14 protein-coding genes are annotated in these 18,344 nt (G+C 74.8%); 2 read left to right on the forward strand and 12 right to left on the reverse strand.

The annotated features are described in order from the left end of the window. Positions 1-20: 20 nt before the first annotated feature. The 11 genes from IFT90_RS09755 to IFT90_RS09805 form a co-directional block, all read right to left on the reverse strand. Positions 21-3,755, reverse strand: a complete 3,735-nt coding sequence (locus tag IFT90_RS09755; protein ID WP_192041993.1) for an AAA family ATPase — start codon at positions 3,753-3,755, stop codon at positions 21-23. 151 nt (positions 3,756-3,906) lie between these two features. Further along, positions 3,907-4,923, reverse strand: a complete 1,017-nt coding sequence (locus IFT90_RS09760) for an Fpg/Nei family DNA glycosylase (protein WP_192041994.1) — start codon at positions 4,921-4,923, stop codon at positions 3,907-3,909. A 3-nt stretch (positions 4,924-4,926) separates the two neighbouring features. After that, positions 4,927-5,658 (reverse strand): ribonuclease III, encoded by a 732-nt coding sequence (gene rnc, locus IFT90_RS09765; protein WP_192041995.1) that lies wholly within the window; start codon positions 5,656-5,658, stop codon positions 4,927-4,929. A 26-nt stretch (positions 5,659-5,684) separates the two neighbouring features. Then, the gene (rpmF, locus tag IFT90_RS09770) at positions 5,685-5,888 is read right to left on the reverse strand and encodes a 50S ribosomal protein L32 (RefSeq protein WP_043593937.1); all 204 of its coding nucleotides are present in this window, start codon (positions 5,886-5,888) and stop codon (positions 5,685-5,687) included. A 69-nt stretch (positions 5,889-5,957) separates the two neighbouring features. Continuing rightward, the gene (locus IFT90_RS09775) at positions 5,958-6,548 is read right to left on the reverse strand and encodes a DUF177 domain-containing protein (protein WP_371812214.1); all 591 of its coding nucleotides are present in this window, start codon (positions 6,546-6,548) and stop codon (positions 5,958-5,960) included. 11 nt (positions 6,549-6,559) lie between these two features. Next, positions 6,560-8,899, reverse strand: coding sequence for a DUF3488 and transglutaminase-like domain-containing protein (locus IFT90_RS09780; protein WP_192041996.1), 2,340 nt, complete (start codon positions 8,897-8,899; stop codon positions 6,560-6,562). Further along, the gene (locus tag IFT90_RS16925) at positions 8,892-10,112 is read right to left on the reverse strand and encodes a DUF58 domain-containing protein (protein ID WP_207106318.1); all 1,221 of its coding nucleotides are present in this window, start codon (positions 10,110-10,112) and stop codon (positions 8,892-8,894) included. The genes IFT90_RS09780 and IFT90_RS16925 overlap by 8 nt, the downstream gene beginning before the upstream one ends. Positions 10,113-10,159: 47 nt before the next feature. Then, positions 10,160-11,125 (reverse strand): MoxR family ATPase, encoded by a 966-nt coding sequence (locus IFT90_RS09790; RefSeq protein WP_123547275.1) that lies wholly within the window; start codon positions 11,123-11,125, stop codon positions 10,160-10,162. Between the two features lie 222 nt (positions 11,126-11,347). Further along, positions 11,348-11,830, reverse strand: coding sequence for a pantetheine-phosphate adenylyltransferase (coaD, locus tag IFT90_RS09795; RefSeq protein WP_192041998.1), 483 nt, complete (start codon positions 11,828-11,830; stop codon positions 11,348-11,350). A 34-nt stretch (positions 11,831-11,864) separates the two neighbouring features. Next, positions 11,865-14,036, reverse strand: coding sequence for an ATP-dependent DNA helicase RecG (locus tag IFT90_RS09800; RefSeq protein ID WP_192042356.1), 2,172 nt, complete (start codon positions 14,034-14,036; stop codon positions 11,865-11,867). A gap of 139 nt (positions 14,037-14,175) precedes the next feature. Continuing rightward, positions 14,176-15,882, reverse strand: a complete 1,707-nt coding sequence (locus IFT90_RS09805; protein WP_192041999.1) for an acyl-CoA dehydrogenase family protein — start codon at positions 15,880-15,882, stop codon at positions 14,176-14,178. Positions 15,883-16,012: 130 nt separating this feature from the next. Here IFT90_RS09805 and rsmD point away from each other — a divergent pair, with 130 nt between their 5' ends. Further along, on the forward strand, positions 16,013-16,582 hold the full coding sequence (gene rsmD, locus IFT90_RS09810; protein WP_192042000.1) for a 16S rRNA (guanine(966)-N(2))-methyltransferase RsmD: 570 nt from the start codon (positions 16,013-16,015) through the stop codon (positions 16,580-16,582). Positions 16,583-16,613: 31 nt separating this feature from the next. On the opposite strand, the gene thiL is transcribed toward rsmD, so the two are convergent. Then, positions 16,614-17,735: a thiamine-phosphate kinase gene (gene thiL, locus IFT90_RS09815; protein ID WP_192042001.1), complete on the reverse strand. Its 1,122-nt coding sequence runs from the start codon at positions 17,733-17,735 to the stop codon at positions 16,614-16,616. 24 nt (positions 17,736-17,759) lie between these two features. Here thiL and IFT90_RS09820 point away from each other — a divergent pair, with 24 nt between their 5' ends. After that, positions 17,760-18,317, forward strand: a complete 558-nt coding sequence (locus tag IFT90_RS09820; RefSeq protein WP_192042002.1) for a DUF3515 domain-containing protein — start codon at positions 17,760-17,762, stop codon at positions 18,315-18,317. Positions 18,318-18,344 lie beyond the last annotated feature (27 nt).

Here is an 18,344-nt window from a genome sequence, read left to right on the forward strand (position 1 = left end):
TCGAGGCTGGTGCACGCCGTCTAGGCCACGGAGCCCGTCGGGGCCGCTGCCCGCTCCCCCGGCGCGCGGTCGGTGACGACCCGCTGGCCGACCACGGCGCTGACGCCGTCCTGGCGCATCGAGACGCCGTAGAGCGCGTCGGCGATCTCCATCGTGCGCTTCTGGTGCGTGATGACGATGAGCTGGCTGGTCTCGCGGAGGTCCTCGAAGATCGCGAGGAGGCGGCCGAGGTTCGCGTCGTCGAGCGCCGCCTCCACCTCGTCCATGATGTAGAACGGGCTCGGCCGGGCCTTGAAGATGGCGATCAGCAGCGCGACCGCGGCCAGCGAGCGCTCCCCGCCCGACAGCAGCGACAGGCGCTCGATCTTCTTGCCGGCCGGTCGCACCGTGACCTCGATGCCGGTCGTGAGGAGGTCGTCGGGGTCGGTGAGCAGCAGAGAGCCGCTGCCGCCGGGGAACAGCACCGGGAAAACCCGGTCGAACGCGGCCTGGGTGTCCGCGAACGCGCTCGCGAAGACGGTCTGCATCTTCTCGTCGATCTCGTCGATGATCGCGAGCAGGTCGCGCCGCGTCCGCGTGAGGTCGGCGAGCTGCTCGGTGAGGAACGCGTGGCGCTGCTCAAGCGCCGAGAACTCCTCGAGCGCGAGCGGGTTGACCCGGCCGAGCTGGGCGAGCTTGCGGCTGGCGGCCTCGAGCCGGGCGGTCTGCTCGGCGCGGTCGTACGGCGTGCCCGCCGCCGTGCCCTGTGCCGTGCCCTGGTCGACCGCCCCGGAGTCGTCCCGCGTGCTGATGTCGTCGGGCACGAGCACGTCCGGGCCGTACTCGGCGACGAGGACCTCGTCGTCGAGCCCGAGCTCGGACGCCGCGCGCTCGAGCAGCTGCCCGAGGTGCAGCTTCTTCTCGTAGATCTCCATCTCGAGGCCGTGCACGTCCTCGGTCACGCCGTGCAGCCGCTCCCGCAGGGCGCGCTCGTCGCGCCGGAGCGCCGCGAGCTCGTCGTTCTGCTGCGTGCGCGCCGCCTCCCGCACGGCGAGCTCGTGCCGGGCCTCGGCCAGGGACCGGCCGACGGCGTCGAGCACCGCGGGCAGCCCCGCCAGGACAGCCGAGGTGCGCCGCATCTCGAGCTGCCGGACGACGGTGCGCCGGGCGTGCTCGTCGGCGGCGGCCCGCTGCTCGTCGAGCTGACGCTGCAGGTCGACGGCGCGGGCTGCCTCGGCACGGACCCGCTCGCGCACGGTCTCGAGCTGCACCCGGCGCTCGATCTCGGCCGCCCTCGCCTGCTCGACCTCGGCGAGGACCCCGTCCCGGGCCGAGGCGTCGAGGATCGGACGTGGACGCGAGGCGTGCTCGTCGTGCTCGGTCCGTGCCGAGTCGACCGCGGCCTGGGCCGTGACGGCTCCCTGCTCCGCGGCCGCGAGGGACTCGGCGAGGCGTGCCTCCTCGGCCTCGGCCGCGTCGACCTGGGCCCGCAGGCGTGCCAGCCGCTGCTCGACGGCCGCGGCCGCCGCCTGCTGCTCGCGGGCCGACCGGGCCGCTTCCGCCGCCGCCCGAGCCTCCTCCGCGGCCTGCTCGCGGGCCAGGCGGGCGGCCTCCGCAGCCTGCTCTCGGGACGAGGCCAGCGCCTCCTCGGCGGTCGTGTGCAGGGCGGAGAGCCGGCTCGCCTCGGCCTCGACCTCGCCGAGGCGCTCGGCGGCGGCGTCGCGCTCGGCGACCAGCTCGAGGCGCGAGCGCTCGGCGCCCGAGCCGCCGCGGAGGACGAAGTCGGTGAGCACCTCGCCCGAGCGCGTGATGACGGTGACCGGCAGCGGGTGCGCCGACAGCGCGGCCCAGGCGGCCCGGGCCGTCGTCAGGTCATCGGCGACGACGGTGCTCGCGAGCAGGCCCAGGACGCCCGGAGGCGCGTCGACGACGGAGGAGGCGGCCACGGCTCCCGCGGGCAGGTCGACGGCGAGCGCGGGCAGGACCCGCTCGGGCGCCGCCACGACGACCTCGACGCGCCCCAGCTCGGCGTCGGTCGCGTGCGCGACGGCGGCGAAGGCCGCGTCGAGGTCGTCGACGAGGACGGAGTCGACCACGCTGCCGAGCGCCGCGGCGACGGCGGCCTCGTAGCCGGGCCGCACCTGCACGTGCTCGGCGACGGCGCCGCGCACCCCCGGGCGGCCGGCGGCGACGAGGGCCGTCGTGCCGTCCGCGCGCTCGAGCGCCATCGTCAGCGCGGAGCGTCGGGCGGCCAGCGCGTCACGCTCGCGCTCGGCCGCGTGCAGGCGGCCGCGCACGTCATCGGCCTCGGCCTGCAGCGCGGCGGAGGCGCGCTCGGCCTCGGCGCGGACGGCCTCGTGGTCGACCGGGTCGCCACCTGCCCCGTCGGCCCCGTCGCCGGCCCCGACGGCCGTGTCGTCTGCGTCGCTCGTGTCGTCGTCCGTGTCGTCGGGACCCGTCGACGCGCCCGCCAGTTCCTGCTCGAGCTCGGCGAGCTCGGCCCTGCCCGCGTCCCGGCGCGCGACCGCCGCCTCCCGCGCCGCGCCCTGGCGGAGGACCTCGCCGCGGACGGCCGCCAGCCGCGACTGCGCGACCTCGAGGGCGCCGCGGAGCTGGCCGAGGACGAGGTCGTGGCGGGAGATCAGCGCGCTCTGGGCGGCGATCTCGTCGTCGAGCGCCTCGAGCACGGTCCGGGCGGCGACCGTGGCGGCCCGCGCCTCGGCGAGGGCCTGCTCCCCCTCGGCCACGCCTCCCTGGAGCCTCTCGGCCTCGTCACGCGCGTCGGCGACCATGCCGGCGCTCACGGTGCTGGGCAGCTCGGGCTGGTCGGACTGCTCGGCGAGCAGCCGGAGGCGCTGCCGCGCGAGGCTCGACGTGCCGCGGAGCCGCTCCTCGACCGACTCGAGGCCGAAGGCGACCCGGCGCGCCTCGTCGACGGCGTCGCCGACCATCTGCTGCTCGAGCCGCTGCTCACGCGCCTTCGCCTGGTCGAGCTGCTCCTGCAGCACGTTCCGCTCGCTGCGGCGCTCGGCCTCGCTGCTCGACTGCCGGGTGACCACGGCACGCAGCGCCACGACCTCGTCGGCGAGGAGGCGCGCCTTCGCGTCGCGGACGACCGCGGCGATCGTCTGGGCCTCGCGCGCGACCTCGGCCTGGCGGCCCAGGGGCTTGAGCTGGCGACGGATCTCGCCGGCGAGGTCGCTCAGCCGGGTCAGGTTCGCCTGCATCGCCTCGAGCTTGCGGAGCGTCTTCTCCTTGCGGCGCCGGTGCTTGAGGATGCCCGCCGCCTCCTCCACGAAGCCGCGCCGCTCCTCCGGCGTGGCCCGCAGCACGGCGTCGAGCTGCCCCTGGCCGACGATCACGTGCATCTCGCGGCCGAGGCCGGAGTCGCTCAGCAGTTCTTGCACGTCGAGCAGCCGGCAGCCCTCGCCGTTGATCGCGTACTCGCTGCCCCCGTTGCGGAACAGGGTGCGGCTGATCGTGACCTCGGCGTAGTCGATCGGCAGAGCACCGTCGGCGTTGTCGATGGTCAGCACGACCTGTGCCCGGCCGAGCGGGCCCCGGGTCGACGTGCCGGCGAAGATGACGTCGGCCATGGTGCCGCCGCGGAGCGACTTGACGCCCTGCTCGCCCATCACCCAGGCGAGCGCGTCGACGACGTTGCTCTTGCCCGAGCCGTTGGGGCCGACGACGCAGGTGACGCCGGGCTCGAACGCGAACGTCGTGGGCGAGGCGAACGACTTGAAGCCCTTGAGGGTGAGGCTCTTCAGGTGCACGCGCCCCTCCTCCCCTGCTCCAGGTGACGTGTCGACACGGTCTGCGGCGTCCCTCCGAGGATAGGCGAGAGCGGGCCCCGGCCCCGGGAGGCGCGGGCAGGGCGGCGCAGGCCGGCGCGGCTGCGGCGCGACGTGCGCGAGCGCGCGAGGGTCAGGGCGTGCGGACCCGCTGGCAGCGCGGACAGAGGTGGCTCGACCGGTTCATGAACGCCTCGCGCACGATCGCGGTGCCGCAGCGCGGGCACGGCCGACCCTGCTGCCCGTAGGCGGCGAGGCTGTGGCTGAAGTAGCCGGACTGCCCGTTCACGTTCACGTACTGGGCGTCGAAGCTCGTGCCGCCCTCGCCGAGCGCCTTGAGCAGCACGGCCCGGACCTCGGACAGCAGGAGGCGCGCCCTGGCCCGCGAGAGCGCCTCCGTCGGCTGCTCGGGGTGCACGCGTGCCGCCCAGAGGCTCTCGTCGGCGTAGATGTTGCCGACGCCGCTGAGCAGGCCCTGGTCGAGCAGCGCGCGCTTCACCCCCGTGCGGCGGGCCAGGAGGCGCGTGACGACGGCGGACTCGTCGAAGGCCGGGTCGAGGGGGTCGCGGGCGATGTGCGCGACCTGCTGCGGGACCCGCAATGCCCACGCGGGAGCGGCGGGGACCGCGGACGAGGCCGCACGGGCCGCGGCGGCGGCGGCGCGTGCCGCGTCGTCGGCTGCCGCCTCCGGCGACCCGAGCAGGTGCGCCCCCGCGTAGCCGGCCGCACGGCCGTCGGGCGTGGTGACGGTCTCGTCGAGGGCCATCGACCCGAAGATCCGCTGGTCGACGAACGCGAGCCGCACGGGACCGAGGCTCGGGCTGTCGACGTCGAGCCGGATGCGCATCAACCGGTCGGCCGGGTGGTCGGAGCTGCGGAGCAGCACCTGGCCGCTCATGCCGAGGTGGGCGACGAGGGCGAGGGGGTGGTCGTGCCGCTCGGCCGGCTCGAACGGGAACCAGAGGAACTTGCCGCGGCGCACGGCCGAGTCGAGGGTGCCGCCGACGAGGCGGTCGACGAAGTCGACGGACGGGCCCCGGTGCCGCTTGAGCGAGCGCTCGTCGAGCACGGTGACGCCCGTGACGACGGAGCCGGCCACGACGGGCGCGAGGCCCGCACGGACGACCTCGACCTCGGGGAGCTCGGGCACGGGCTAGCGGTCGGTGCTCGAGAGCCGCGTCCAGGCCTCGAGCGCCGCGGCCATCTCGGCCTGCTTCTTGCTGCTGCCGGTGCCGTGGGCGACGTCGTCCGGCGAGTCGCCGAGCCGCACGGCGGCGTGGAACCGCTTGTCGTGGTCGGGCCCGCTGTCGGTGACGTGGTACGACGGCATCCCGCGGCCGCGGGCGGCGCTGAGTTCTTGCAGGCTCGTCTTCGGGTCCATCGCGGCGCCGAAGCGCGCGGGGTCGACGAGGAGCGGTGCCACCAGGCGCAGCACGAAGGCGGTCGCGGCTTCTCCGCCGGCGTCGAGGTAGGTCGCGCCGATGATCGCCTCGACCGTGTCGGCGAGGATGGACGGCTTGTCGCGCCCGCCGGTCAGCTCTTCGCCGCGGCCGAGGCGCAGGTGCGCGCCGAGCCCGATGTTGCGGGCGACCTCGGCGAGGGCGACCGTGCTCACGAGGCTCGCGCGGCGCTTGGCCAGCTCGCCCTCGTCGAGGTCGGGGTTCTCGGTGAAGAGCATGACCGTGACGGCCTGCCCGAGGATCGAGTCGCCGAGGAACTCGAGCCGCTCGTTGTTGGCGATGCCGCCGTGCTCGTAGGCGTACGACCGGTGGGTGAGGGCGAGCTCGATCAGATCGGGGCGCACCTCGATGCCCAGCTGCACCAACAGATCAGCCCGGTCGGCACGGAGGCTCGACGCGGGCTGATCGGGGTGTGACGGTGTCACGGGTGACGTGGTCACGGGAGACGGGTTCAGACGTCGGCGACCTTGCGGCCCTTGTACTCCATGTACAGGGCGGTGCCGGCGCTGTCCTCGACGACCTTGGCACGGTGCGGGAGGCTGTAGGTGACCTTGCCGTTCTCGATGGTCTTCACCAGCTGGACGGGAGTGGCCTTCCACTGCGACCGACGTGCGTGGGTGTTCGAGCGTGACTGCTTCCTCTTGGGAACGGCCATGAGGTTCTCTTCTCTGTTGCGGCCCCCGCGGGGGCCTGGGTCTGACGTGGGTGGGTGACGCGGGTGGTCTCAGGCAGACGTGTCGGGCTTCGACTCGTTGTCGGTGACTGCCCTGCCAACTGGTTCTTGGAGGACCGGTGCCTGTTCAGCCTGGAACCCTGCGAGGGCCGACCACCGGGGATCGACGCCTTCACGGGGGTGGTAGTCCGGGATGTCCTCGACTCGTTCGCCCGTCACCGGGTCGAGTCCAGGGCAGTCCGGACGACAGACCGGCTGGAAGGGCAGTGACAGGACCACTGCGTCTCTGACGACAGGTTCAAGATCGACGTGGTCTTCGTGAACCTGGTAGTCAAAAGCTTCGTCGACATCGTACGCGAAAAGCTCGGCGATATCGACTTCGACAGGCTCGGCGATGGGCTTGAGGCAGCGGCTGCACTCGCCGGTCGCGGTGCCGGCGACGGTCGCGGACACGAGGATGCCGTCGTGCAGGCCCTCGAGCCGCACGTCGAGGTCGAGCACGGCGCCCGCCTGCACGGCGACCTGGCCCTCGCCGAGGCGCTCGGGCACGACGACCTCGATCGAGTGCTCGCGCATCTCGCCCGCTCGGTGCAGGAGGTCGTAGACCGACAGCGTCCAGGGGGTCTTGGTGTAGTGAGGCACGAGGGAAGACTCTACGCGCCCACGCCCGATCTCGCCTCCGACGGCCTCACCAGCGAGCGCGGGGCCAGCGTCGCCGCCACGCGGCGGCCGGGGGGCGAGGAGGCGCGGAGGGCCCGCAGCACCCGTCGAGCGTCGTCCGCGACAGCGGCCCCCGCGGGGTCGCCGCCGAACCGCTCCGCCTCGAGCGCCGCCGCCAACGAGGCCAGGGCGCGCCGCGCCTCCTCGTCGGGACGGGTCGCCGAGCGGAGGACGACGTCGAGCGCGGCCGCAGCCGTGGCGGGCGTCGCGCCGGCCGGCGGCGCCACGCCGAGGTCGAGGGCGGTGTCGAGCACCTCCCGCCACGCGCCGAGCGCCCGGTCGGGCGGACTCGCCGTGAGCCGGCGCCGACGGCGGGCGAGGCGCATGCCGGAGGGCACGACGAGCAGGGCGGCGAGGACGGCGAGGCCCAGGGCGCCGCCGGCCACGGCGACGGGGCTCGAGGCGCCCGACTGAGCGGACGCGCCCTGCGTCTCCTCCGCGCCGGGCGTCGGGCCGGCCGCGCTCGGCACGGCGGAGGGCTCGTCGGCCGAGGGCTCGGGGGTCGCCTCGTCGGGCGCGCTGGGCGCGGCCGTCGGCTCGACGCCCGTCTCCTGCAGGTACGACTGCGGCGTGCCGAGCCCGACGGTCGGCTCGAAGGGCACCCAGCCCAGGCCCTCGAAGTACAGCTCGGGCCAGGTGTGCAGGTCGTCGCTGCTGACGGCCCGGGCGGTCTCGTCGCCGAAGCCCGTGGGTGTGCCGGGGAGGAACCCGACCGCCATCCGCGACGGGATGCCCAGCGTGCGCGCCATGACGGCCATGGCGGAGGCGAAGTGCACGCAGTACCCGCTCTTCACCTCGAGGAACCGCTCGACGGCGTCGAGGCCGTTGCCGTCGTAGCCCTCGTCGACCGGGGTGTCCTCCGAGTAGGTGAAGTCCCCGTCGCGGAAGTAGTCCTGCAGCGCGACGGCGGCGTCGAAGGGGTTCGCGGAGTCGGCGGTGACCTCGGCCGCGAGGTCGGTGACGCTCTGCGGCACGCCGTCGACCGTCAGGTAGGCGGACATGTCCGAGGACTGGTCGCCGAGGGCCGCGACGACCTGCTCGGGGCTGGGGTCGACCGGCCTGCTCTCGACCGTGTAGTCGAGGCCCTGGGTGCTCTCGCTAGTGCTGCGCACGGTCACGCCCGACTGGTCGACGAACGACCAGCCGTCGTCGAGCCCCGAGATGGTCTGCGGGGGCACGGGCACCGGCAGGTACGGGCTGCGGAGGGCACCGATCTGCACCTCCGTGCTGACGACGCGGCGCGAGGTCCCCTCGGCGATGCCCGGGGCGTCGGGGATCGCGTCGAGGCCGTCGTCCGGATCGATCTCGGCGTCGGCGGGGCTCCACGTGCGGCCGCTGAAGTCGACGAGGTCGACCAGCTTCAGGTAGGTGCCGTCCGCGTCGGACGACCGGTAGGTCAGGACCGTCAACGGTGCTCCGCGCCGGAGGTCGTCGCCGAGGTCGACCACGGGGTTGACGCCGGTCGCGAGGCCCGTGCCGGTGCCGACCCCGGTCAGCGGGGAGACGCCGCCGAAGGGGACCACGGCCGTGAGCAGGGCCGCGACGCCGACCGCCGCGACTCCCCCGACGGCGGTCGCCCGGGTGGGGCGCCGCCCCGTCGAGACGGCCAGCAGAGCGATCCAGCAGAGGACCGCGAGGACGACCCAGGGCCACCGGACGGCCGTGCCGGGGACGAACGAGGGGACGGCCAGGACGACGGCGGGGAACGCCCCGGTGAGGCCGGGCAGGCGGCCGACGGTCGCGACGAGGTCGCTGACCACGGCCACGCCTAGCACGGCGGCGACCAGGACGGCGAGCAGGCCGTCCTGCACCTCGACGGGCGCGGTGCCCTCGACGATCGTCGTCGTCGCCTGGTCGCCCAGGTCGCGGAGGCGCTGAAGGGTCGCGGCCGTGGGGACGACGCCGAGGACGGCGGTGCCGCCCGAGACCAGGGCCGACGTGACGAGCAGCCCCGAGACGAGGCCGGCGACCCAGCCGAGCACCGGGCCGGCACCCAACGCCCTGGCCCCGAGGGAGGCTCCCAGCACGACCGCGGCGACCCCGGCGCCCGCGAACCACCAGCCTGCCCCCTGGAACAGCGAGGACAGGCTCGCCAGCGACGCCGCGAGGGTGAGCCAGACGAGCAGGCTGGTGGGCCAGCCCGTGGGCGGGGAGGCCGGGCGTCCGTGGGCCGACGAGACCCGGTCGGGCGGGCGCGGACTCGACGTCCGGGGTGACGGGGAGGCGGCACCGCCGCGGGTCGGGGTGCGTCCGTCCTTCGTGATGTCAGCCATCGAGCAGCCCCGCCCCTCGGACGACGTCCGCGACGGCGTCGCCCGCGCCTGCCTCGACGACCCGCCACCGCGAGCTCCGCAGCGCGGCCGCGACCTCGTCGGGGCCGAGCGGCGCGTCGCGGGCGTCGTCCGTGGCCGACCGCCCCGTGTGGGTGAAGCCGAGGGTCGGGGAGACCACGACGGCGACGGCGGACGCGCCGACCGCGCGCGACCGCAGCAGGACGTCGAGGTCGCGGCGCCGGAGGCTGGACACGACGGCGACGACCGGCTCCCGAGCCGCGGCGGGCGGTGCGGGCGGCCCGGCCGGGTCGTCGAGGACGACGTCGGCGAGCGCGTCGAGGAAGGCGGTCGTGGTCTCGGGGTCGTGCCGGGCGACGAGGTCGCCGTCCGGTGTCGTCAGGAGGGCGACGGAGCCCGCGTGGCCCCACTCGACCGCGAGCGTGGCGACGACCGACAGCGCCCACTCGAACGAGTCGCTGTGCCGGCCCGCACCCCCCGGACCCGTCGTCGCGTCGTCCCACGACCCGAGCGAGGTCGGCAGGACGAGGCGCACGTGCGGCAGGCCGTGTTGTTCCTCCTGGCGGACCATGAGGTCGTCGTGCCGTGCGGAGGCCTTCCAGTGCACGCGGCGCATCGGGTCGCCGCGACGGTACTCGCGGGTGACGGGGTCGTCCTCGGCGCCCGTGAGGCTCTGCCCGCGCTGACGGCGGGCCCCGTCGCCGAGGGCCCGCGACTCGCGCGCGAGCCCGAGGTCGAGCACCTCGGGCACGACGACGAGCTCGTGCGTGCCGGCGACGGTCGTCCGGCGCCGTGCGACGCCGAACGACTCGACGAGGTCCACGGTCAGCGGGCCCACCCGGTGTCGGCCGCGGACGAGGTCGACGTGGCGGAACACGGCGGTGGAGGCGCGACCCGGCTCGAGCGCGACGGTCGCGGACTCGGCGGACGGGCCGCCCCTCCACGGCAGGCCCTCGCGAAGCACCACGACCTGGCTCCTCCCCCGGGGCGTGAGGGAGAGCGTCTCGACGACACCCCACCCGGCGACGCCGCGGCCGGGGCTGAAGCGGCGGGTCACGTCGAGGTCGGGCCGGCGGACGACGAGGGAGACGAGCACCACGACGACCAGGAGCACGAGCACGAGCCCCGCGAAGACGAGGGGCGTCGAGTCGAGCAGCACGCCGGACGCCACGACGACGACGCCGGCGGCGATCACGCCTGCTCCCCGCGCCGTGGGGCGCGGCGCCTGCCCGAGCGCCACGGTCAGCGCGCGTCGGCGGGGTCGCCGAGCGGCACGTCGGTCGCCTCGACCACGTCGGCGACGAGGTCGTACGCCGCCGTGACCGCACCTGCCCCGGCGCGGCCCGCGAGGATGATCCGGTGCCCGAGGACGGGCCCGCTGAGGGCGTCGACGTCGTCGGGGACCACGAACGAGCGGCCGTTCAGCGCCGCCCACGACTTCGCGGCGCGCATCAGCTGGAGCGTGGCGCGGGGGCTCGCCCCGAGCCGGACGTCGGGGTGCACCCGGGTCGCCTGCACGATGCGGACCGCGTACCGCTCGACCGCCTCGGCGGCGTAGACGCCGCGGACGGCGGCGATCATGCGGGTCAGGTCGTCGAGCGAGACGAGGGGCTGCAGCACGTCGAGGGGGCTCGTCCGCTCACGCTGGCGGAGCATGCGCAACTCGCTCTCGGCGTCGGGGTAGCCGAGCGAGATCCGGGCCATGAACCGGTCGCGCTGCGCCTCGGGCAGCGCGTAGGTGCCCTCCATCTCGACCGGGTTCTGCGTCGCCACGACGAGGAACGGCTGCGGCAGGGGGTGCGTGATGCCGTCGACGGTGACCTGCCGCTCCTCCAGGCTCTCGAGCAGGGCGGACTGGGTCTTGGGCGACGCCCGGTTGATCTCGTCGCCGATGACGACGTTCGCGAAGACGGGGCCGGGGACGAACTGGAAGCCGCCCCGCTCCCGGTCGTAGACCGAGACGCCCGTGATGTCGCTCGGCAGCAGGTCGGGCGTGAACTGGATGCGCGTCACGGTCGCGTCGACCGCCTTCGCGAGCGCCCGGGCGAGCTGCGTCTTGCCGACGCCGGGGACGTCCTCGATCAGGAGGTGCCCCTCGGCCAGCAGGACGGTGAGGGCCGTGCTGATGGCCCCGTCCTTGCCGTCGATCACCGTGGCCACGGCCTCGAGGATGCCGCGCGCCTTCTGCTGGACCTCGTCGAGCGACATCGGCGGGCCCGCGACCGCGGCCTCGGGCCTACGCCGGTCGCGTCGAGCGTCGCTGCCGGGGGTGCTGGTCGTGGTCGTCGTCATCGTCGTCGTCTCTCGGGTGCCGGGCGTGATCTGGATCGGTCCGTGGTGCGTCGTGTCGTGTTCGGAGCGCGGTGCGGCGGAGGTGGGTCGGTGGGGAAGGAAGGCCAGCGGGCCGGGTGGGTCGGCCGGCCGGGTGGGTCAGGCCGTCGCGAGGTAGTCGGCGACGGCCGTCGGGACGTAGGGCCGCACGTCGCCGCCGAGCGACGCGACCTGGCGCACCAGCGAGCTCGAGACGTGGGCGTGGGCCGGGTCGGGCAGCAGGAAGACCGTCTCGACGCCGGCCAGGCTGCGGTTCATGATGGCCATCGGCGTCTCGTAGGCCACGTCGACCTGGGAGCGGATGCCCTTGACGAGGACGGACGCGCCGACCTCGGTGCAGTAGTCGACCAGCAGCCCGACGCTCCAGCTGTGCACCGACACGGTGCTCGGCAGGCCCGCGTCACGGAGGGACCGCTGGAGCAGAGACACCCGCTTCGGCAGGGGCAGGAGGGCCGTCTTGTCGGGGTTGTGCACGACCAGGACGTGCACCTCGTCGAAGATGCCCGCAGCCCTGGCGATGACGTCGACGTGTCCGAGGGTGACCGGGTCGAACGACCCCGGGACGACGGCGATCCTGCTCATGCCGTCACCCTAGCCGGTGGCTCCCGGGAGACCGTCAGCCCGCCGCCATGAAGTCGCGGCTCGAGTCGTCGAGCCGGCGCGCGATGGCCGCGGCGAGCGCGAGGTGCTCCCCCAGCGACGGGTCGGCCTCGAGCAGCTCGGCAGCGTGCTCGCGGGCGGTGCCGATCAGGTCTCCGTCGGTCGTCACCCGCAGCAGGCGCAGCGACGACCGGCCGCCCGACTGGAGGCTGCTGAGGACGTCGCCCTCGCGCCGCAGCTCGAGGTCGACCTGGGCGAGCTCGAACCCGTCGAGCGTCGCGGCGACGGCGTCGACGCGCTCGCGTGCCGTGGAGTCGACGGGCGCGTGCGTCACCAGGAGGAAGAGGCCGGGGTGACCGCCCCGGCCGACCCGGCCGCGCAGCTGGTGCAGCTGCGAGATGCCGAACCGGTCGGCGTCGAGCACCACCATCGTCGAGGCGTTGGGGACGTCGACGCCGACCTCGATCACGGTGGTCGCCACCAGCAGGTCGATCTCGCCGCGGGCGAAGCGCTGCATGACGTCGTCCTTCTCGTCGGCCGACATGCGGCCGTGCAGCGGCTCGACCCGGGCGCCCGCGAGCACCGGCAGCGAGCGGGCGAGGGCCGTGACGGCCTCGACGCTGGCGCGCTCGGGGGCAGGAGGCGCGCCTCCTGCGGTCCCGTCGGTCGCGGCGGAGCCTGCGCTGCCTGCCTCCGGCCCCCCGGCCTCGGCCCCGGCGGCCGGCTCGCCCTGCTCGACCGTCGCGGCGTCGATGGCCGGGCAGACGACGAAGACCTGACGCCCCTTCGCGATCTCTTCTGCAGAGCGCTGCCAGATGCGGTCGGCCCAGCCGGGCCGGTCGGCGAGGGGCACGACGAACGACTCGATCGGCTGTCGGCCGGCCGGCAGCTCGGTGATCGTCGACACGTCGAGGTCGCCGAAGACGGTCATCGCGACAGTGCGCGGGATCGGCGTCGCGGTGAGCACGAGCACGTGCGGCGGGGCGGCGCCCTTGCGGCGGAGGGCCTCACGCTGCTCGACGCCGAAGCGGTGCTGCTCGTCGACGACGACGAGGCCGAGGTCCCAGAACTCGACGGCGTCGCTGATCAGCGCGTGGGTGCCGACGACGATCCGGGACTGCCCGCTCACCACCGCGAGGGTGGCCTTGCGGCGCTCGGCGGTGCTCATCTGCCCCGTCACCAGCACGGGGCGCAGCTCCGCGGCGAGGTCGGGGCCGAGCGACCGCACGATCGAGCGGAGGTGCTGCCCCGCGAGCACCTCGGTCGGGGCGAGCAGCGCCGACTGGCCGCCGCTCTCGGCGACCGCCAGCATCGCGCGCAGGGCCACGAGGGTCTTGCCGGAGCCGACCTCGCCCTGCACCAGGCGGTTCATCGGGACGTCGGCCGCGAGGTCGCGATCGATCTCGGAGCCGACGAGCACCTGGTCGGAGGTGCGCTCGAACGGCAGCGCTGCGTCGAGGCGCTCGAGCAGTCCGCCCGGCCGTGCCGAGCGCGCCGTCGCCTTCGTCGTGCGGAGCAGGGCCCGCTGCTGGAGGAGCGCGCTCTGCAGCACGAACGCCTCCTGGAACCGCAGGGCGTCGCGGCCCCTCAGGTGGTCCCTGTCCTTCTCGGGCCGGTGCACCAGCTCGAGCGCCTCGCGGAGCGGCACGAGCTCGAGCTCGGCCCGGACCGACGCGGGCACCGGGTCGTCGAGCGGAGGCAGCGTGTCGAGCACCACCTCGACCGACTTCTGCACCTGCCAGGACGCCACGGAGGCGCTGGCCGGGTAGATCGGGATCGGCTGCCGGGCGAAGGCCTGCGCCTCGGCGTCGCCGATGCCTGCGACCGCCTCGTGCGACGCGTCGAACAGCTCGTAGTCGGGGTGCGCCAGCTGGCGCAGGCCGCGGTAGTCGCCCACCTTGCCCGCGAAGATGCCTCGCGCCCCGGGCACGAGGTCACGCGAGCGCCAGGCCTGGTTGAAGAAGGTCAGGGTGAGGATGCCCTCGCCGTCGCCGATGCGCACCTCGAGGATCGACCCCCGCCGGGCCCGCATGGTGCGCTCGCGCACGTCGAGCACCTCGGCGACGATCGTCACGGACTCGCCGAGCGGCAGCGAGTCGAGCGCCGTCAGCTCGCCGCGACGGGCGTAGCGCCGCGGGTAGTGCGACAGCAAGTCGCCGACCGTGCGCAGCCCGAACGCCTTCTGCATCGCCTGGGCCGTGCGGCCGCCGAGGGCGCTCGAGAGCGCCGCGTCGAGCGGCGACGGGTCGGGCAGGGGCGCGGGCACGTCTCCACGCTACTGCGCGCCCCCGACAGGGCCGGGTCGTCCGCGGAGCCGACCCCGCGCCTCAGAGCCGGAACGAGTACCCGCCGGAGGCGCGGGTCGACGCCGCGAGCGGGGTCACGTGCCGGTCGTCGTTCACCTCGAGGGCCCGCAGCTGCCGCGCGACCTGCCGTGCGGACTGCTTGCAGAACCCGATCGCCAGGTGACGCTCGGCGTCGGAGTCGGCCCGCGCCTCCTCGAGGGCGACCGAGGCCCGCGACAGCACGGCCGTCTGCGCGTAGATGCCGGACGCCGCCTCGGCGAGGCGCTTCTGCACGAGCTGGGCCTCCTGCACCCGCTTGCCGTGCTTGCGGAGGGCGCCCTCGGCCCGCTCGCGCAGCTGGGAGACCTGCTCCCCCACCTGGGCCGCGGCGCGCGCGAGCTGGGGGTGCACGCCCACCGGCCGCTCGGGCCGGATCCGACGCTGCACCCGACCTGCCACGTACGGCGCCAGCACGCCCATCGCCCGGCCGGGGTCGCCGATGCTGAGGGACGCCACGTCGGGCAGCTCCTCGCTGAGGGCCTTGAGTCCGTTGAGGGCGACGAAGGCGCGGAGGACGTCGTTCGCGCCCTCGAAGATCGGGAAGATGCGGAAGTCGCGCAGGGCCTTCGACAGCGGGTGCCCCTCCATGTACGCCTCGCCGCCGTGCAGCTGCACCGCGCGGTTGAGGGCGTACCAGCCGGTGTCGCTGGCGGTCACCTTGGTCATGGCCGACTCGAGCGCGAAGTCGGTGTCGCCGCGGTCGACGAGACCGGTGGTCAGGTACGACATCGACTCGACGCCGTAGATCTGCTGCGTCATCCACGCGAGCTTGTCGCCGACCATCTCGAAGTCGGCGAGCGGCCTGCCGAACTGGTGACGCGCCTCCGTGTGCTCGAGGCTCAGCTCGAGGAACCGCTTCATGCCGCCCGCGATGGCCGTGCCCATCGACATGCGGCCGTTGTTCAGCGTGTTCACCGCGATGCGGAAGCCGTCGCCCGGCTCGCCGAGCAGGTTCTCGGCGGGCACCCGCACGTCCTTGAAGTGCACGCGCTGGAGGTGGTTGGCCTTCAGGCCGTGGGTCTCGAAGCGGGGGCCGGTGCTGAGCCCCTCCATGCCCTTCTCGACGATCAGGGCCACGTGCCCGAGGTCGCTCTGGGCGAAGACCGTGAGGACGTCCTTGTCGCCGTTGCCGATCCAGCGCTTCGCGCCGTTCAGCAGCCAGCTCCCGTCGGCCTGCCGCTCGGCCCGGGTCTCGAGGGCGTAGGCGTCGCTGCCCACGTTCGGCTCGGTGAGGACGAAGGCCGCGAGCTTCCGTCCGCTCGCCAGGTCGGGCAGCCAGCGGGCCTTCTGGTCGTCCGTGCCGAAGAGGTGCAGCGGCTTCGTGCCGATCGACTGGTGCACGCCCATCACGGTGGCGAGGGTGCCGTCGACCCGGCCGAACTCCTCGTAGACGCGGCAGTAGGCGCTCTGGCTCAGCCCCAGCCCGCCGTACTCCTCGGAGACGAACAGGCCCATCAGCCCTCGCTCGCCGAGGGCCCGCACCGTGTCGTCGCCGATCCAGCCCTCGCGCTCGGCCCGCAGCGGGTCGTAGTCGGCCAGCACCTCCCGGGCCGACGCCGAGACCGTCTCGACCCTGGCGGCCTCGGCCCCGGACATGTGCGGGTACGGGAACGCCAGCTCGGACGCGATCCGCCCCGCGAAGAGCGACTTGGTGAACGAGGGCCTGACAGTACGATCGACGCTGCTCATGGGGCGATCGTGCCCGCAGGGGTGCCGGCCGACAACTCGCTTGTGCGGGTCCCACGACCGGTCGCGCGCCTCCTCGGGGCCGCGTTGTCGACTTGCTCGAACGGCTGCGGCGATGCACCAGGATGGGGTCGTGTCCCGCATCATCTCCGGCTTCGCCGACAACTTGACCCTGGCCGTGCCGAAGACGGGCACCCGGCCCACGAGCGACCGGGTGCGCGAGGCGCTGTTCTCGTCGCTCGACGCGCGCGACGAGATCGCCGGACGCCGGGTGCTCGACCTCTACGCCGGCACCGGCGGGCTCGGGCTCGAGGCCGCGTCGCGGGGGGCCGCCTCGGTCGTGCTCGTCGAGAAGGCGCCGGCCGCGGCGAAGGCGCTGCGGAAGAACGTCGACGCCGTCGTGAGCCGGGCACCCGCCGGGAAGGCACCCCGGGTCGACGTCGTCGCCCAGCCGGTCCGGTCGTACCTCGGCGGCGGCGCCGGACTCGTCGACCTGGTCTTCTTCGACCCGCCCTACGAGCTGTCGGCGGCCGAGCTCGCCGCAGACCTCGCGGCGTTGCTCCCGTCGCTGGCCGAGGAGGCGCTGGTCGTCGTCGAGCGCGCCTCCCGCGACGGGGAGCCCGGCTGGCCCGACGGGCTCACGCTCGACGCCCGCAAGTCGTACGGCGACACGACGGTCTGGTTCGCGACGCGCGACGCCTGACGTCCGACGCCCGAGCAGCGACCGGGGCAGGTCAGCCCTGCTGGCCGCTCCAGAGGCGGTAGGGGTCCCAGCCGCCGGGCTCGCCGAGGTCGCGGCCGTCGACGGCGACGCGAGGGGCGCCTCCCCCGACCTCGCGGACCGTGCCGAGCCGGCGGAAGCCGCCGGGGAGGTCCGCGTCAGCCGGGAACGTCGCGAGCAGGGAGTGGTCCTCTCCCCCGGCGAGGGCGGCGTGGGGGTCGGCTCCGAGGGCCGCGGACTCGAGGTCGAGCACGACGCCGGAGGCGCGGGCCAGCCGGGACGCGTCGAGCGCGAGGCCGTCGGACAGGTCGAGCATGGCCCTGGCCCCGGCGAGAGCCGCGGCAGGCCCGTCGGCGATCGGCGGCGTGGGCGCCAGCTGCCAGCCGACGTCGGCGTCGCGGTCGCGCACCTCACGGGCGAGGGCGGCGTCGGGGACGCCGTCGTGGTCGACCCCGAGGCGGAAGAGCAGGTCGAGTCCCCGGGCGGCCCGGCCGAGCGGACCGGACACGGCGACGACGTCGCCGACGCGGGCACCGTCGCGGCGGACCGGGTCGTGACCGTCGAGGTCGCCGAACGCCGTGACCGCCACGGTGAAGACCGCGGAGACGGACAGGTCGCCGCCGACGACGCCGCAGCCGGGCGCCATGGCCGCGCACGCGTCGCGGAGCCCGTCGGCGAGCCCCTCCAGGTCGACCACGGGAGTGTCGCCCGGGACGGCCAGCGCGACCACGAGGGCGGTGGGCCGAGCGCCCATGGCCGCCACGTCGGAGAGGTTCGAGGCCGCGGCCTTCCAGCCGAGGTCGTGGGGGGTCGACCAGGCGCGCCGGAAGTCGGGACCGTGCACCATGAGGTCGGTCGTGACGACGAAGCGGCCGTCGGGCGCGGCGACGACGGCGGCGTCGTCGCCCGGGCCGAGCTGCGTGTCGAGACCGCGGGGCAGGCGGGGCAGGATGCGCGCGAGGGTGGCCAGCTCGCCGACTGCCTCGACGGTGTCGGCGGTGTCGGCAGCAGCAGCGGTGTCGGCAGCGGCGGCGGTGTCGGCAGCGCCGGCGGTGTCGGCGGTGTCGGCAGCAGCAGCGGTGTCGGCAGCGGCGGCGGTGTCGGCAGCGTCGAGAGACCTGGAGGATCGTTCCATGGGGTCGACGGTAGCCTGGCCGGGATGTCCGCTCCGTCCCGCCGCCTCCTGCGCCCCTCCCTCGTCGTCGCGCTGGGCGTCGTCGCCGCGTCGATCCTCTCGGGGTGCACGGCCGCCGTGCCGATGCAGTCCGCCGACGGCGCGAACGACCCCGACTGCGCCCAGGTCGTCGTGCACCTGCCCGACACGGTCGGGCCGGACTCCGACCCTCAGCAGCGGCGAGAGACCGACGCGCAGGGGACGGGTGCCTGGGGCACGCCCTCGACGGTGCTGCTGCGCTGCGGAGTCGAGTCCCCCGCGATCTCCGACCTGCCCTGCAACGACGTCCAGGGCGTCGACTGGCTGTCGGACGACGGCCCCGAGGACGGGGACACCTTCACGTTCACGACCTACGGCCGCACCCCCGCCGTGCAGGTCGTGGTCAGTGCCGAGGTCGGCAGCACGGCGCTCTTCGACCTCGCCGACGCCGTCGGCTACCTGCCGGAGGACGGTCGCGGCTGCGTCGGCGTGGACGACCTGCCGAGCGTCGGCGACCCCGCCGACACCTCGACCGACGCGCCGTCGGAGTCACCCGCGCCCTGAGCCGCGCGCGGATCGACCGCCGCACCC

The sequence above is a fragment of the Frigoribacterium sp. CFBP 8766 genome (assembly GCF_014841435.1).
GTDB lineage: Bacteria > Actinomycetota > Actinomycetes > Actinomycetales > Microbacteriaceae > Frigoribacterium.

What these genes read in the sequence shown, in the direction of transcription:
- IFT90_RS09790 (WP_123547275.1), bottom strand. Translation starts at nt 11,125, where the DNA reads ATGTCGCTCGACGAGGTCCAGCAGAAGGCGCGCGGCATCCTCGAGGCC.
- thiL (WP_192042001.1), bottom strand. Translation starts at nt 17,735, where the DNA reads ATGGAACGATCCTCCAGGTCTCTCGACGCTGCCGACACCGCCGCCGCT.
- IFT90_RS09800 (WP_192042356.1), bottom strand. Translation starts at nt 14,036, where the DNA reads ATGCAGAAGGCGTTCGGGCTGCGCACGGTCGGCGACTTGCTGTCGCAC.
- rpmF (WP_043593937.1), bottom strand. Translation starts at nt 5,888, where the DNA reads ATGGCCGTTCCCAAGAGGAAGCAGTCACGCTCGAACACCCACGCACGT.
- IFT90_RS09820 (WP_192042002.1), top strand. Translation starts at nt 17,760, where the DNA reads ATGTCCGCTCCGTCCCGCCGCCTCCTGCGCCCCTCCCTCGTCGTCGCG.
- IFT90_RS09780 (WP_192041996.1), bottom strand. Translation starts at nt 8,899, where the DNA reads ATGGCTGACATCACGAAGGACGGACGCACCCCGACCCGCGGCGGTGCC.
- IFT90_RS09805 (WP_192041999.1), bottom strand. Translation starts at nt 15,882, where the DNA reads ATGAGCAGCGTCGATCGTACTGTCAGGCCCTCGTTCACCAAGTCGCTC.
- coaD (WP_192041998.1), bottom strand. Translation starts at nt 11,830, where the DNA reads ATGAGCAGGATCGCCGTCGTCCCGGGGTCGTTCGACCCGGTCACCCTC.